The organism is Sphingomonas sp. SORGH_AS_0438 (assembly GCF_031453475.1).
Classification (GTDB): Bacteria; Pseudomonadota; Alphaproteobacteria; order Sphingomonadales; family Sphingomonadaceae; genus Sphingomonas.
The window spans coordinates 818,935-832,927 of the sequence record NZ_JAVIZS010000001.1; the positions used below are offsets into that span (position 1 = coordinate 818,935).

General features: G+C 69.7%; 16 protein-coding genes. 9 read left to right on the plus strand and 7 right to left on the minus strand.

Features of this window, described 5'->3' with window-relative positions; all coding sequences use genetic code 11:
* Window positions 1–28: 28 nt before the first annotated feature.
* The 4 genes from QE452_RS03990 to QE452_RS04005 are packed head-to-tail and all read left to right on the plus strand — an operon-like array spanning window position 29 to window position 5,047.
* Window positions 29–829, plus strand: coding sequence for a DUF815 domain-containing protein (locus QE452_RS03990; protein ID WP_405052725.1), 801 nt, complete (start codon window positions 29–31; stop codon window positions 827–829).
* On the plus strand, window positions 826–2,505 hold the full coding sequence (locus tag QE452_RS03995; protein ID WP_309659926.1) for an MFS transporter: 1,680 nt from the start codon (window positions 826–828) through the stop codon (window positions 2,503–2,505). The genes QE452_RS03990 and QE452_RS03995 overlap by 4 nt, the downstream gene beginning before the upstream one ends.
* Window positions 2,502–3,656, plus strand: a complete 1,155-nt coding sequence (locus tag QE452_RS04000; RefSeq protein WP_309659925.1) for an HlyD family secretion protein — start codon at window positions 2,502–2,504, stop codon at window positions 3,654–3,656. Before QE452_RS03995 ends, QE452_RS04000 begins: the two co-directional genes overlap by 4 nt.
* Window positions 3,656–5,047, plus strand: coding sequence for an efflux transporter outer membrane subunit (locus QE452_RS04005; protein WP_309659924.1), 1,392 nt, complete (start codon window positions 3,656–3,658; stop codon window positions 5,045–5,047). Before QE452_RS04000 ends, QE452_RS04005 begins: the two co-directional genes overlap by 1 nt.
* A gap of 50 nt (window positions 5,048–5,097) precedes the next feature.
* Here QE452_RS04005 and QE452_RS04010 read toward each other — a convergent pair whose 3' ends face one another.
* The 6 genes from QE452_RS04010 to QE452_RS04035 are packed head-to-tail and all read right to left on the minus strand — an operon-like array spanning window position 5,098 to window position 9,283.
* Window positions 5,098–5,478, minus strand: a complete 381-nt coding sequence (locus tag QE452_RS04010; RefSeq protein ID WP_309659923.1) for a hypothetical protein — start codon at window positions 5,476–5,478, stop codon at window positions 5,098–5,100.
* The gene (locus tag QE452_RS04015; protein WP_125993944.1) at window positions 5,475–5,900 is read right to left on the minus strand and encodes a hypothetical protein; all 426 of its coding nucleotides are present in this window, start codon (window positions 5,898–5,900) and stop codon (window positions 5,475–5,477) included. Before QE452_RS04015 ends, QE452_RS04010 begins: the two co-directional genes overlap by 4 nt.
* Before the next feature lie 39 nt (window positions 5,901–5,939).
* Window positions 5,940–6,677: a hydroxyacylglutathione hydrolase gene (gloB, locus tag QE452_RS04020; RefSeq protein ID WP_309659945.1), complete on the minus strand. Its 738-nt coding sequence runs from the start codon at window positions 6,675–6,677 to the stop codon at window positions 5,940–5,942.
* Window positions 6,677–7,114 (minus strand): VOC family protein, encoded by a 438-nt coding sequence (locus tag QE452_RS04025; RefSeq protein WP_309659922.1) that lies wholly within the window; start codon window positions 7,112–7,114, stop codon window positions 6,677–6,679. Before QE452_RS04025 ends, gloB begins: the two co-directional genes overlap by 1 nt.
* A 31-nt stretch (window positions 7,115–7,145) precedes the next feature.
* On the minus strand, window positions 7,146–7,889 hold the full coding sequence (locus QE452_RS04030) for an alpha/beta hydrolase (RefSeq protein WP_309659921.1): 744 nt from the start codon (window positions 7,887–7,889) through the stop codon (window positions 7,146–7,148).
* Window positions 7,886–9,283 carry a glutamate ligase domain-containing protein gene (locus QE452_RS04035; protein ID WP_309659920.1) on the minus strand — a complete coding sequence of 466 codons (1,398 nt, stop codon included), beginning with the start codon at window positions 9,281–9,283 and terminating at the stop codon, window positions 7,886–7,888. The genes QE452_RS04030 and QE452_RS04035 overlap by 4 nt, the downstream gene beginning before the upstream one ends.
* 68 nt (window positions 9,284–9,351) lie before the next feature.
* Here QE452_RS04035 and QE452_RS04040 point away from each other — a divergent pair, with 68 nt between their 5' ends.
* The 4 genes from QE452_RS04040 (at window position 9,352) to QE452_RS04055 (ending at window position 11,558) form a co-directional block, all read left to right on the plus strand.
* On the plus strand, window positions 9,352–10,167 hold the full coding sequence (locus QE452_RS04040; RefSeq protein ID WP_309659919.1) for an LD-carboxypeptidase: 816 nt from the start codon (window positions 9,352–9,354) through the stop codon (window positions 10,165–10,167).
* Between the two features lie 69 nt (window positions 10,168–10,236).
* Entirely contained in the window at window positions 10,237–10,629 is a 393-nt protein-coding gene (locus QE452_RS04045) for a hypothetical protein (protein ID WP_309659918.1), read from the plus strand.
* Between the two features lie 38 nt (window positions 10,630–10,667).
* A complete protein-coding gene (locus QE452_RS04050) occupies window positions 10,668–11,093 on the plus strand; it encodes an OsmC family protein (protein WP_309659917.1) in 426 nt (141 codons plus the stop codon).
* Between the two features lie 57 nt (window positions 11,094–11,150).
* Window positions 11,151–11,558 (plus strand): glycine zipper 2TM domain-containing protein, encoded by a 408-nt coding sequence (locus tag QE452_RS04055; protein ID WP_309659916.1) that lies wholly within the window; start codon window positions 11,151–11,153, stop codon window positions 11,556–11,558.
* Between the two features lie 64 nt (window positions 11,559–11,622).
* Here QE452_RS04055 and QE452_RS04060 read toward each other — a convergent pair whose 3' ends face one another.
* Window positions 11,623–12,849, minus strand: a complete 1,227-nt coding sequence (locus QE452_RS04060) for an ROK family protein (protein ID WP_405052787.1) — start codon at window positions 12,847–12,849, stop codon at window positions 11,623–11,625.
* Window positions 12,850–13,023: 174 nt separating this feature from the next.
* On the opposite strand from QE452_RS04060, the gene QE452_RS04065 reads away from it, so the two are divergent.
* Window positions 13,024–13,971 carry an ROK family protein gene (locus tag QE452_RS04065; protein ID WP_309659914.1) on the plus strand — a complete coding sequence of 316 codons (948 nt, stop codon included), beginning with the start codon at window positions 13,024–13,026 and terminating at the stop codon, window positions 13,969–13,971.
* The last annotated feature ends 22 nt before the right edge of the window (window positions 13,972–13,993 follow it).

The following is a 13,993-nucleotide window of genomic DNA, read 5'->3' on the forward strand; positions in this document are numbered from 1 at the left end:
CGCGCGATCTTTTCATTAGGCGATCCTGATGGATGCACTCGAACGGATCGCCGCTGCCCTTGAACGCCTGTCGCCGCCACCGCCGCCCGCAGCGGATGCGCGGGCGCATCCCGCCTATGTCTGGCGGGACGGCGTGCTGGCGGCGACCCGGGCCTTCGTGCCGCAGCCGCTGGACCGTCTGCTCGGCATCGACCGGCAGAAGGCGGCGCTGGTCGACAATCTCCACCGGCTCGCCGGCGGCCGCGCCGCGCAGGACGTGCTGCTCTGGGGCGCGCGCGGCACTGGCAAGTCGGCGCTGGTGAAGAGCGCGGTGGGCGCGGTCCAGGCGGCGGGCGGCGACTTGGCGCTGGTCGAGGTGGCGACGCTCCACCAATTGCCCGCCTTGTTCGCGGTGCTCGCCCCGGTGCCGCGCGCCTTCGCCCTGTTCGTCGATGACCTGGGCGTCGACGATCCGGCCGAGGCGCGACTGCTCCGCTCGATGCTGGAGGGCGGGGCGGAGGCGCGGCCAGCGAATGTCCGGCTGCTGGTCACCGCCAATCGCCGCCATATCGCCGCACGGGATATCGCCGAGCAGGAAAGCGCGATCAATCCGCGCGACTCGATCGACGATCACCTGGCGCTTGCCGACCGGTTCGGCCTCAGCCTGGGCTTCCACGCCATCGACCAGGACCAGTATCTCGCGATCGTCGCCGGCTATGCCGCGGCGTACGGCCTGTCCTACGATCCCGACCTGGCGGTGCGCTGGGCGACGCAGCGCGGCAGCCGGTCAGGCCGGGTGGCCTGGCACTATATCGTCGACCTGGCGGGGCGCGAGGGCGTGGCGCTGTGACCGCCGCCGCCCTGTTCGGGCGTGCGCGCCGCTTCCTGACCGAGGAGGACTGGACCTTCGCGCCGCATGAGCGGCCGGCCATGCCGGGTTCGCCGGGTTCGCCCGACCATCCGACCGGGCGGCGGATCGCCTATGGCGCGATCTCGATCCTGGTCGGGCTCACCGCCGGGCTGGGCAATGCGCTGGTCTCCGCCAACACCTATACGCTGCAGGGCGCGTTGGGGCTGGACCCGGCGGAGATCGCCTGGTTGCCGACCGTCTATGTGATGAGCAATGTCAGCATCAACCTGCTGCTCATCAAGTTCCGCCAGCAATTCGGGCTGCGGCCGTTCGCGCTGCTGTTCGTCGGCCTTTATGTCGCGCTGACGCTGGCGCATCTGTTCGTCCACGACTTCTGGTCGGCGATCGTGGTACGCGCATCGAGCGGCATGGCGGCGGCGGCGCTGTCAAGCCTGGGCCTCTATTACATGATGCAGGCATTGCCGGCGAAATGGCGGCTGAAGGCGGTGGTGATCGGCATCGGCGTGCCCCAATGCGCGACGCCGCTCGCCCGGCTCTTCTCGCCCGAACTGCTCGCCATGTCGCAATGGCGGACGCTGTATCTGTTCGAGCTGGGCCTCGCCCTCCTGTCGCTGGCGGCGGTCGCGGCGCTGCGCCTGCCGCCGACCACGCGGCAGCGCGCGTTCGAGCCGCTCGATTTCGTCACCTTCACGCTTTATGCGGGGGCGATGGCGCTGTTCTCGGCGGTGCTGGGCCTGGGCCGGATCGTCTGGTGGACCAATGCCGCGTGGATCGGCTGGTCGCTGATCGGCGCGATCCCGCTGCTGGCGGCGGCGCTGTGGATCGAGCATCACCGCGTCAATCCGCTGCTCAACACGCGCTGGCTGGCGAGCGCCGACATCGTCCGGTTCGCCATCGTCACGCTGATGGCGCGGATCGTACTGGCGGAGCAGAGCTTCGCGGCGGTCGGGCTGCTGACCACGCTGGGGCAGAACAACGATCAGCTGGGGCCGTTCTTCACGATCATCTTCCTCGCCTCGGTCGCCGGGGTGGTGCTGAGCGCGGTGACGCTCGACGTCGAGCGGCTGGCGCATCCGATCATGCTGGCGGTGGGCCTCGTCGCGGTGGCGGCGTGGATGGACGCGCAGTCGACCAGCCTGACCCGCGCGCCCGAACTCTATGTGACGCAGGCGCTGATCGCCTTTTCGGCCACCTTTTTCCTGGGGCCGGCGTTGTTGTTCGGCATGACGCGCGCATTGAAGGAAGGGGCCGGCCACATCATCAGCTTCATCGCCTTGTTCGGCATCATCAACTCGGTCGGCAGCCTGGCCGGCACCGCCTTGCTCGGCACCTATCAGGTGGTGCGCGAGAAGGCGAACAGCGCCGCGATCGTCGATGCGGTCGACCCGACCAACCCGCTGGTGATGCAGCGCCTCCAGGCCGGCGGCGCGGCGGTCGGCCGGGTGGTCGGCGACCCTGGATTGCGCAGTGCGGAGGGCGGCGCGCTGTTGTCGCAAGCGGCGACGCGCGAGGCGAACGTGCTCGCCTATGACGATGTGTTCCGGCTCGTCGCGGTGATGGCGGCGGCGACGTTCCTGTATCTGCTGTTCCTGCTGCTGCGCCGGACGCGGCGGGCCAGGCAGGCGGCGCGTCTGGCGATGGAGCAGGGTGCATGACGGACGTTCGGACCCCCGTCGCCGCCGAGCCGGTGACCGAGGAACGCGCGGCGGAGGCCGCCGCCCCGACGGCCGTCCCCACGGCCGGTTCGGGCTGGAAACCGCAGCGGCCCAGCGGCACGGCGACGATCGTGCTGCTGCTGCTGGCGATCGCGGGCGTACTGGCGGTGCTGGCGGCGTGGCGGCTGCCGCCCTTCGCCACATCCTATGAGTCGACCGACAATGCCTATGTGCGCGGCCGGACCACGGTGATCGCGCCGCAGGTATCGGGCTATGTCACACAGGTGCTGGTCCGCGATTTCGAGGCGGTGCGCGCCGGGCAACCGCTGGTGATGATCGACGACCGTATCTATCGCCAGCGGGTCGAGCAGGCCGATGCGCAGGTCGCGGCGCAATCGGCGACGCTCGCCAACAGCGCCCAGGCGCAGCGCAGCCGTGCCGCCAGCCTCGTCGCGCAGGATGCCGCCGTCGCCAATGCCGAGGCGCAGCTGATGCGTGCGCAGGCGGACATGAACCGGGTCGACGACCTGGTCCGTGACGGCTCGGTATCGTTGCGCGAGCAGGACCAGACGCTGGCGGCACTGCGTCAGGCCCAGGCCGGGGTGAAGCAGGCGCGTGCCGCCCGCGAGATCGCGCGGCAGGACGTGCGGACGGTCGAGGTCGGACGCGGCGGCCAGCAGGCGGGCGTATCCGGCGCGGAGGCGGCACGGCGGCTGGCGCAGATCGACCTCAGCAACACATTGGTCCGCGCGCCGGAGGCGGGGCGGCTGTCCGAGGTCGGGGTGCGTGTCGGCCAATATGTCACGGCGGGCTCGCAGCTCATGTTCCTGGTGCCGCCCGAAACCTGGGTGATTGCCAATTTCAAGGAAGCGCAGACCGCGCGGATGACGGTCGGCCAGCCGGCCAGCTTCACCGTCGACGCGCTGGCCAATGCCCGACTGACCGGGCGGGTCGAGCGCATCTCGCCGGCCGCGGGCAGCGAGTTCGCGGTGCTGAAGGCGGACAATGCCACCGGCAACTTCACCAAGGTGCCGCAGCGGATCGCGGTGCGCATCCGCATCGATCCGGGCCAGGCGCTGGCGCAGCGGCTGCGGCCCGGCATGTCGGTGCAGGCGCGCGTCGACACCAGCACGGGGCCGCGCCTGCGGTGATGCGCCGGACGATCATCGGGGTGGCCGCGACCGTGTCGCTGGCGGGATGCATCGGGTCGCGCCCGGAGGCGCCACCCGCCGCCACGGTCGCGCCGCCGCCCGGCTGGCGCACCGCGCTGGGGCCGGGGGAGCCGGTGCGGGCCGATTGGTGGCAGGGTTTCGGCGACCCGGTGCTGACCGGACTGGTCGAGCGGGCGTTGGCCAATAATGTCGACCTCGCCATCGCGGTGGCGCGGGTGGAGGAGGCACGCGGTCAGTTCCGGCTGGCGCGGGCGCAGCGCACGCCGCAGGTCGGCGGTGCCTCCCCCGGCACGGCGGGGCAGAGCGTCAGCCCGTTCGGCACCGCGAGCGATGCGTTGGGCGCGCAGCCGGCGGTGCAGATCAGCTATGATCTCGACCTGTTCGGACGCCTGCGCCAGGCGAGCCGGGCCGCGCAGGCGCAACTGCTCGCCAGCGACGGCGCGCGCGACGCGGTGCGGCTGTCGGTCGCGAGCAGCGTCGCCACCGGCTATATCACGCTCCGCGCGCTCGACCGGCGGCTGGCGGTGGCGCGAGAGACCCTGGCGTCGCGCGCGGAGGCGCTGCGCATCGCGCGGCGGCGGGCGGAAACGGGCTATACGTCGAACCTGGAGCTCCATCAGGCGGAGGGCGAATATCACGCCACCGAGCAATTGGTGCCCGCCGCCGAACTGGCGGTCGCGCGGCAGGAGAATGCGCTCAGCCTGTTGCTCGGCACATCCCCCGGCACGATCCCGCGCGGCGTGACGCTGGAACGGTTGCGCGCGCCGGCCATTCCCGATGGCCTGCCCGCCGACCTGCTCCGCCGCCGGCCGGACCTGTACCAGGCCGAACAGACGTTGGTCGCCACCGACCGCACGCTCGACAGCGCGCGGGCGGCGATACTGCCCAATTTGGCGCTGACCGGATCGGCGGGCGTGGCGCTGTCGACCGCATTGGCCAATCCGATCGGGGTGTTCTCGATCGGAGCGAGCATCCTGTCCCCGATCTTCGATGGCGGGCGTCTCCGCGCGCAGGCGGACGTCGCCACCGCCCGGCGGGACCAGGCGGCCTATGCCTATCGCCGCGCGGCGTTGGTGGCGTTCCGCGAGGTGGACGACAGCTTGGTCGGCGTCCGCCGCTCGGGCGAGCAGGCGCAGGCCCTGGCGGCGCAGCGGGATGCCCTGGCGGCGGCGCTCCGCAATGCGTCGAACCGCTACCGCGCGGGCTATTCGGGCTATCTCGACCAACTGGATTCGCAGCGCGGGCTGCTCAATGCCGAACTGACGCTGATCCAAGCGCGGGCCGATCGCCTCAACGCCTATGTCACGCTCTATCAGGCGATGGGCGGCGGCTGGTCGCCGCCCGATGTGGCGGCGGTCACGCGCCGCTGACCGCTACGGGCGCAGCGCAGACATCCGCCGCGCCGTCGCCAGATCTCCGTTTACAACCTGGGCTTGGCGGGACGGTCATAGGGCACGAACTTGCCGAACCGGCAGTAGGGCCCGGGGATGCTGGTTCCGGAGGTGAGGACGCGGAACCGGTCGTTCTCGCAGACGGTGTTGCCCGAATAGAGATCGAGGATCAGCGCGTTGAACGGTTGCAACTGCCCGCACTGGCCGATCGGCGTGGCGCGATAGATGCGGCGGCCGGACTCGCGGAACAGGATCAGGTCGCGTTCGGCGATGGTCAGCCCCTCGGTCTGGCGGAGCGTGATGCAGCGTTGCGGCGTCCCGGCGACCCGGCCGGCCAGAGGGCTTTTGTCGGCCGCCGCCGCGGTCAGCGGCAGCGCCAGCAAGGCGGCGATCAGTGCGCGGGTTTTCACTTCGCCTTGCCCTGCCGGGTATAGGGCGTGAAGTCGCCATAGGCGCAACTGCCGGTCGGGAAACGGGAGACCGGGTTGACCAGCTGGATGATGTCGCCCCGGCAGAAGCGGCCATAGCTGGTGCGCGAGATCATGATGTCGCCGCGCGCCAGACCCTCGCATCCCGGCCCGACATTGGTGACGTATTTCTTGTCACTGCTGTAGCGGTAAACCACCGTTTGGCCGAAGCTGTCGCTCGACGGCGTGCGAGTGAAGGGGAGGCAGTCGACCGGCTTGCCGGGGGTCAGTCCGGCCAGCGCCTGGTTCAGCGTCGTCTTGCTGTTGTAGGATCGCTGGTTGCCGTCCGGTTGCTCCGCCGCGAACACGGCGGCACTCGCTCCGGCAATGCCGAGAAACAGGGCCAGAGGGATCGAACGACGCATCGCTTCACTCCTATTCCTGGAAGGACCGGTATCAACGGCCTATCCGCGAAAATTATCCTTCGCCTCGCGCAGACGGGCAAGCGCTTCGGCCGATCCGGCGCGCATGAAAGGGTTGGTGGCGCGTTCCTGGCCGATGCTGGTCGGCACCGTCGCCTCGCCGGCCGCGCGCAACCGATCGACCTCGGCACGGCGCGTGGCGATCGCGTCATTGTCCGGCTCGACGGTCACGGCGAAGGCGGCGTTGCCGGCGGTATATTCATGGCCGCAATAGACGCGCGTGTCGTCGGGCATCGCGGCATAGCGCTCCATGTTCGCCCACATCTCTGCCGCCGTCCCTTCGAACAGGCGGCCGCAGCCCATGGCGAACAAGGTATCGCCGGTGAACAGCGCCTTGTCCTCGGCGAAGTGGAAGGCGAGGTGCCCGGCGGTGTGGCCGGGCACCGCGAGGACATGGCCGGTATGGCTGCCGATCCGCACCACATCGCCCTCCGCCACCAGCGTGTCGAGCGTCGGGATGCGGTCGCGCTCGGCACGTGGCCCGGTGATGGTCGCGCCCGCCGCCTTCATCGACGCATTGCCGCCGGTGTGATCCGGATGCCAGTGCGTCGTCCACACCTGCGAGACGGTCCAGCCCCGCGCGGCGGCCGCCGCCAGCACCGGCTCCGCCTCGCCGGGATCGACCGCCGCCACCTCCTGGGTGAGGGGGTCGAACACCAGCCAGGCGTAATTGTCCGACAGGACCGGGACGCGGACGATCTCCAGCGCGGGTGCGGCCATCACCAGGTCCCGGTGTTCGGCATCGACGACCAGGGCTCGGCCGGGGCCAGCCGGGCACCGCGCTGGAGCAGCTCGATCGAGATATCGTCCGGCGTCTTGATGAAGGCCATGTTGCCGTCGCGCGGCGGGCGGTTGATCGTGACGCCGCCGTCCATCAGCCGCTGGCACGTCTCGTAGATATCGTCGACCTCATAAGCGAGATGGCCGAAATTGCGGCCACCGGAATAGCTTTCCGGGTCCCAGTTATAGGTCAGCTCGACCTCGGCCTGGGCACGCTCGCCGGGGCCGCGCATCTCCTCGGGCGTGGCGAGGAAGATCAGCGTGAAGCGACCGGCCTCATTCTCCATGCGACGGACCTCCTTCAGTCCGAGCAGTTCGAAAAAGGCGATCGTCGCATCGGGGTCGGTGACGCGGATCATGGTGTGCAGGTAACGCATGGAAACTCCTTGGTCTGGTCGTGACAACCCGTCAGGCGGCCACAGGCTCCCCGGCATCGGCGATCGCGCCCAGCATCTGCGCCAGCGTCCCGATCAGCAGCGCGATGTCGCCGTCGCGCGACAGGCGATGGTCGCCGTCCTTGACCAGCGTCAGATGCACGTCGGGCGAGGTGATCAGCTCCGCCAGCCGGACCGATCGCACGAAGGGCACGTCCGGATCGGCCTGGCCATGCAGCAGCCGCACCGGGCCGGAAAAGGCGATGGGGCCGAACATCAGCCGGTTCGCCTCGCCCGACGACCAGAAGGCGCGGGTATAGAGCGTCGGCTGCGGGCCATAGGGGTTGGCGCGCTCCAGCCGGCCGGTCTGGAGGATCGTCATCTTCTCCTCGGTGGTGAAGCCCCAGTCGGTGAAGTCGGGTGCGGCGGCGATGCCCAGCATCCCGACCACCCGATCGGGCCGCGCCCGCGCCGCCAGCAGCATCAGCCAGCCGCCCATCGACGAGCCGACCAGCACCACCGGGCCTTCGACCGCATGGTCGATCATCGCCAGCACGTCGTCGCGCCAGCCGGCCAGCGTCTGGTCCGCGAACGCGCCCTCGCTCTGCCCGCAGCCGGCATAGTCGAAGCGCAGGAAGGCGAGGCCCCGGGCCCGCGCCCAGGCTTCGAGCGCCAGCGCCTTGCTGCCCTGCATGTCGCTGGCATAGCCGGGCAGGAAGAGGATGGTCGGGCCCTGGCCGGGCGAATGGTGGAAGGCGAGGCGGGGTCGGTCGGTCATGGGTGGCGCGCCTCCAGTCGCGCGAGGATATCGGCAGCGAGCAGGCTGAGCGTGTCGTCTCGCGCGCCCATCACGACGATGCGGTCGCCCGGCTTCGCCCTGGACAGCAGGCGCCGGACGCCGGCCGCACGGTCGGCATCGTGATGCGCCCGTCCGTCGGCCTGCAGGATCCAGCCGACCAGATCGGCGCTGCCGACCTCGCGGGCCACCGTGCCGCCCTGATAGACGGGATCGGGAATGGTCAGCACATCGTCCGGCCGCAAGCGTTCGGCGAACACCTGTGCCAGTTCGCGCCCCATCATCCGCAACGGGCCATAGCCATGCGGCTGGAACAGCAGCAGCAGCCGACCGGGATGGGCGTGGAGCGTGTCGAGCGTCGCGGCGATCTTGTCGGGATTATGCCCGAAATCATCGATCACAGTGACGCCGCCGGCCTCGCCCACCCGGTCGAAGCGGCGGCGCAGGCCGGTGAAACCCTCGATCGCGCGCACCGCCTCGGCCAGCGGTACGCCCGCCGCCACCGCCGCGCCGATCGCGGCGAGCGCGTTGGAGACATTGTGGCGTCCGGGTACGTTCAATCGCACGCGATGCCGCTCGCCCAGCGCGATCAGGTCGAAACCGATCGCCCAGGGTTCCGGGACCAGCGCCTCCGCCCGGAAATCGGCCGGTGCCTCGATCGCGAAGGTGCGCGCCTGGGGCAGGGTGGCGATCAGCGCCGCCGTCTCCGCATCGCCGGCATTGGCGATGACATGCTCGGCGGAGCGGGCGAAGTCGCCGAACAGCCGGCGCAGTTCGTCCAGCCCCTTATGGTCGAGCGTGACGTTGTTGAGCACCGCGATGCGCGGGCGATAAAGCGCGATCGAACCGTCGCTTTCATCCACCTCGCTGACAAAGGCGTCGCCCGTGCCGACCAGCGCGCTGGCGAAGGGCGTATGGGCGGTCGCGAAGTTCTTCATCACCGCGCCGTTCATCACCGTGGGCCCATGGCCGCAGGCGTGGAGGATCCAGCCGATCATGCCGGTGACGGTCGACTTGCCGCTGGTTCCCGCGACGCCGATCGGCAGGACGGCGGCATTGAACAATTGGGCGAGCAGTTCGGCACGGGTCGACCGCTCGCAGCCCAGCCGGTCGGCGGCGACGATGTCGGGCACGCTCGGCTCGATCGCGGCGGAGGCGACGATGCGCTGGTCGGGCGAGACGACGCCGCTGCCGTCCTGCGGGTGGAGCGCGATGCCGAGGTGGCGCAGCGCGTCGAACCGGGCCGGTGCGCGGCCCTGGTCCAGCCCGCGATCCGATCCGGCGACGGTGCCGCCGCGCGCCTGCACGATCATCGCCAGCGGCATCATGCCGGACCCGCCGATGCCGACGAAGAATAGGGGTTTGCCGATCTCCATCCCCGCGCGCTATCGGCCTTTGCCCGTCCGGGCAAGCGAGCCTGCGGGCGAACAGGGGGATCAGGTCCATGCGTATCGGTGTCGTCGCTCCCGCCCGGCCGATCGATCCGGTCGTCGCCGCGCGCGCCGGGGCCTTTGCCGCCATCGCCTATCCGGAGGTCGATCTGGTCTTCCACCCGCAATGTTTCGAGAAGGACGGGCATTTCGCCGGATCGGACGCGATGCGTGCCGCCGCCTTCCTCCAGATCGCGAACGATCCGGCATTCGACGCGATCTGGTTCGCGCGCGGCGGCTATGGCTCCAACCGCATCCTGGACGCGGTGATGCCGCAGTTGAACGCGGCCGCCGCGCGCAAATCCTATGCCGGCTATTCGGACATGGGGTTCGTGCTGGCGGCACTCTATGCCCGGCGGATCGGTCGGCCGATCCATGCGCCGATGGCGACCGACATCAATCGGGTGAAGGGGGACGAGACGGTGGCGCGCACGCTGGGCTGGCTGGTGCGCGGCGACCGGCAGGGGCTGGAGCCGGGGCTGGACGGCCGGCCGGCGGCGGCGTTCAACCTGTCGATCCTGACCGCGCTGATCGGCACGCCCTGGCTGCCCGACCTGACCGATCATGTGCTGGTGATCGAGGAGGTGTCGGAGCCGATGTACCGGATCGACCGGATGCTGTGGACGGTCGGCCACGCCACCCAATTGCGCGGGCTGGCGGGGCTGCGGCTGGGCGTGGTCAACGACATCCAGGCAAACGAGCCGGCCTGGACCGAGCCGCTGGAGGTCATGATCGCGCGCACCGCCGCGTCGCTCGGCATTCCCTATCTCGGCCGGGCGGAGGTGGGGCACAGCCAGTCGAACCATGTGGTGCCGTTCGGCATCGCCTGACGAGCGGTTGGGAACAGGGGCATCAAACGAGCCGTTATCCCGCCCCAGCAGTATCAGGAGGTTCGTTCCATGGCAGCCAAGACTCCGCCCAAGAAGGGCCAGGCCGGGCCGCACGGCGATGCGAAGCCGGGCAAGCCGCATCCGCCCAAGGGCAAGGGCAAGGCGGCACACAAGCCCGACCACGACCGGACCCGCGTGATCGCGCTGGCGGCGGCGGGCGTGGCGGCGGTCGGATCGCTGGTCGCGGCGACGTTGCTCGCGCGCCGGCCCAAGCGTAACCCGGCCGAACATGCCGCGCCCGATCTGGCGCCCGACGCGCCCGAGCCCGGCACCAACTGCGCACCCGAGGCGTTCCGCCCCGATCCGACCGCCATCCCGACCCCCGAGGAGCGCGAGTCGCTGCGCCCGGCCACCGGCCCCGCGCCGAGCTTCGCGGCCGATCGCGGTTCGTCGATCGGCTGATCCCTTTTCCGTTCCCCCCCCAAAGTAAGGAAACATCCATGACCGTGCGCAAGGCGTCCGCGAAATATGAAGGCCTGGGCAAGTCGGGCAAAGGCCATGTCAGCCTGGGTTCGGGCGTGCTCAACGACCAGCCTTATGGCTTCAACACGCGGTTCGAGAATGAACCGGGCACCAATCCGGAGGAGCTGATCGCAGCGGCCCATGCCAGCTGCTTCACCATGGCCCTGAGCTTCGCCCTGGCGGGTGCCGGGCATAATGACGGCACGCTCGACACCGATGCCGCCGTCACGCTGGAGAAGGATGGCGACGGCTTCAAGGTGACCAAGTCGGCGCTGACGTTGCGCGCCACGGTGCCCGGTATCGACCAGGCCGAGTTCGACCGGATCGCGCAGGAGGCCAAGGCGAACTGCCCGATCTCCAAGCTGCTCAACGCCGAAATTTCGCTGGACGCGACCTTGATCTAAAGCAACCCGGCGGGGGTCTTGTGCATTGAGCGGCTGTCACGAACAAGGAGAGCCTCAATGCGCATGATCCTCGCCGTTGCCGCCGCTGCCAGCCTGCTGGGTGGTTGTACGGAATATGGCGGTATCGGCATGGACCCGCAGTATCGAAGCTATGCCTCGTATGATTACGACCGTCCCGACCCCGCCTATAACGGCTATTATGCCGATCGCTATTATGTCGACGCGCCCCGCTATCGGGAGCGTCGACTGGCCGCCAACGACCGCGTCTATCGCGGCCAGGACGGCCGTTATTATTGCCGCCGCCCGGACGGCACGACCGGCCTGATCGTCGGTGCTGCGGCGGGGGGCATCCTAGGCAATCTGATCGCATCGGGCGGTTCGCAGACCATCGGCACGCTGCTCGGCGCGGCCGGCGGTGCGCTGGCCGGACGCGCGATCGAGCGCAACCAGTTCCGCTGCCGCTAGGCATGGTGGGGCGGGCCTGAAACGGTCCGCCCCCGACCATCCCTCGTCGATCGGGACAGGGACCTTATCGTCCGGCCTGGATCAGGATCGCGTCGGACGGCAGCAGATGCGCGAGAAAGGGCAGGATCGCGGCCCCCATGGCGGGCGCGTCCTGCGCCATCATGGCCGGCAGTATCGGCGTATGAACCGGTAGCCGTGCCTTGGTTAGTCGCTCCGTCAGCCCTACCGCCAGCCGCGTGATCACCGGCATCGGCAGGCGTCCGCCGATCAGCACCGCATCGGGATCGAACAGGCAGGTGATCGCGATCATCGGCTGAACTAGCGCGTCGATCGAGTCCGCCAGCCACTGGTCGATCACGACCCCAGCCTCCGGCCGTCCGATCGTCGCCAATGTCGGCGACAGACCCGCCGCCTCCAGCCGGGCGAGCAGCGCGGACAGCGACACGATGTCCTGCACCACCGCGCCCGGCCGATCGGCGGAGAGGTCAGGCATCAGGCCGATCTCGCCCGATCGCTTATGGGCCCCGCGATGATAGGTGCGGTCGATCACCAGCCCGCCGCCCAGGCCGGCGCTGATCAGAAGGTAGAAGAAGCTGGGCGCATCGAACGCGCCGCCATGCTGCGCCTCACCCAGCGCGGCGGCGGCGGCGTCATTGTCGACATGGATCGGCCAGGGGAACACAGGGGCAAGGTGCGCGGCGATGTCCAGCCCGGTCCAGCGATCATAGTCGACGGGGCGATGCGGCAGGGCGATGCTGCCCAGATCGTCTGGCATGGCGATGCCGACACCCAGCACCCGGTCGCGGTCGACTCCGCCCTCGGCGATCAGCGGGGCGAGCGTCTCGGCCACGAAAGCGCTGACATCGGACGGCGAGGCGAAGGCGATGTCCCGCGTGGCGCGACTGCGCACGGTGCCGATCAGGTCCAGCGTGACCATGGTCAGATGATCGCGATCGAGATTGAGGCCGATCGCAAAGGCCCCGTCGGCATTCACCTCCAGTTGCAGCGCGGGCTGGCCCCGACCGCCCTGGCGGCGGCCGATGGTGTGGACCAAATCCATCTCCGACAGTCGCCCGGTGATATTGGCGATGGTCGGGGCGGTCAGGCCGGTCTGCGCGGCGATCGCGACGCGGGTCGTGCCGGGGTTGAGGCGGATCGCCTGCAGGACGGTGCGCAGATTATAGTCGCCGGCCCGCGCCAGGTTGGTGCCCGACAGGCTGCGGGACAAGCGTGTCTCATGCGGGGCGATGCTGTCCCCGGTGCGACGGCGCGATCCCAGCTTGCCGAACATCACCACGCTCTCCCGCGCTGCCGACCGCTCGATAAGGGGCGGCGATCCGGCCCGACTATCCCCGTGCTTCACGATCTGGGTCAAGCATTCTCCCTTAATTAATCCAATTTGACTTAATGTCGGATGGCGGGGCAGGGGCCGCGTTCCGATGCGGGCAGAGATGGGAGAGCGAGCGTGATCCAGATCGGGATCGATTTCGGCGGCACCAAGATCGAGGCGGCCGCGCTGGACGCGGACGGTGCGTTCCTGGCCCGGATGCGCGCGCCCAATCCCGGCGGCTATGAGGATGCGATCGCCACCATCGCCTCGCTGATCGGGCGGGTCGAGGCGGAATTGGGGATGCGCGGCACGATCGGCATCGGCGCGCCCGGATCGGTCAGCCCGCGCGACGGATTGATGCGCAACGCCAATGCCGTCTGGCTCAATGGTCGCCGTTTCCGCGAGGATATGACCGAAGCGCTCGGCCGGCCGGTGCGGCTGGCGAACGATGCCAATTGCCTGGCGTTGTCCGAGGTCGTCGACGGTGCGGCGGCGGGTGCGGCGTCCGCCTTCGCGGTGATCGTCGGCACCGGCGTCGGCGGCGGGCTGGTGGTGGATGGCCGTATCGTCGAGGGCGCGAACGGCATGGGCGGCGAGTGGGGCCATGTGCCCTTGCCCTGGATGACCAAGGCGGAAGCGCCGGGCCCGCTTTGCTGGTGCGGGCGGAACGGCTGTCTCGACATGCTGGTGTCCGGCACCGGCTTGCGATGCGACCATCAGCGGCGGACCGGCGAGCGCCTGGATGGCGCGGCGATCGTCGCCGCCGCCCGGGCCGGCGAGACGCAGGCGGTGGCGACGCTCGACGCCTATGTCGACCGGCTGGGCCGCGCCATGGCGATGGTCGCCAACATGATCGACCCCGACATATTTGTGCTGGGCGGCGGCATGTCCAATGTCGACGAACTTTACGAGCGCCTGCCGGCCGTGGTTGCCACCTATGCCTTTGGCGGCGACTGGCGGGCGACGATCGTGCCGGCGCGCTGGGGCGATTCCTCGGGCGTGCGCGGCGCGGCGCGCCTCTGGTCGCGCGAGGAGGCGGCTAGAACGTTTTCCGATCAGGCTGGATCATCGGCACGGCGGTGATTTCGGTTCGGGGCAAGGCGCG

Coding starts and splice junctions, on each gene's coding strand:
- QE452_RS03990 (WP_405052725.1), top strand. CDS start 29: ATGGATGCACTCGAACGGATCGCCGCTGCCCTTGAACGCCTGTCGCCG.
- QE452_RS04000 (WP_309659925.1), top strand. CDS start 2,502: ATGACGGACGTTCGGACCCCCGTCGCCGCCGAGCCGGTGACCGAGGAA.
- QE452_RS04005 (WP_309659924.1), top strand. CDS start 3,656: ATGCGCCGGACGATCATCGGGGTGGCCGCGACCGTGTCGCTGGCGGGA.
- QE452_RS04015 (WP_125993944.1), bottom strand. CDS start 5,900: ATGCGTCGTTCGATCCCTCTGGCCCTGTTTCTCGGCATTGCCGGAGCG.
- gloB (WP_309659945.1), bottom strand. CDS start 6,677: ATGGCCGCACCCGCGCTGGAGATCGTCCGCGTCCCGGTCCTGTCGGAC.
- QE452_RS04025 (WP_309659922.1), bottom strand. CDS start 7,114: ATGCGTTACCTGCACACCATGATCCGCGTCACCGACCCCGATGCGACG.
- QE452_RS04030 (WP_309659921.1), bottom strand. CDS start 7,889: ATGACCGACCGACCCCGCCTCGCCTTCCACCATTCGCCCGGCCAGGGC.
- QE452_RS04035 (WP_309659920.1), bottom strand. CDS start 9,283: ATGGAGATCGGCAAACCCCTATTCTTCGTCGGCATCGGCGGGTCCGGC.
- QE452_RS04040 (WP_309659919.1), top strand. CDS start 9,352: ATGCGTATCGGTGTCGTCGCTCCCGCCCGGCCGATCGATCCGGTCGTC.
- QE452_RS04045 (WP_309659918.1), top strand. CDS start 10,237: ATGGCAGCCAAGACTCCGCCCAAGAAGGGCCAGGCCGGGCCGCACGGC.
- QE452_RS04050 (WP_309659917.1), top strand. CDS start 10,668: ATGACCGTGCGCAAGGCGTCCGCGAAATATGAAGGCCTGGGCAAGTCG.
- QE452_RS04055 (WP_309659916.1), top strand. CDS start 11,151: ATGCGCATGATCCTCGCCGTTGCCGCCGCTGCCAGCCTGCTGGGTGGT.
- QE452_RS04060 (WP_405052787.1), bottom strand. CDS start 12,849: ATGTTCGGCAAGCTGGGATCGCGCCGTCGCACCGGGGACAGCATCGCC.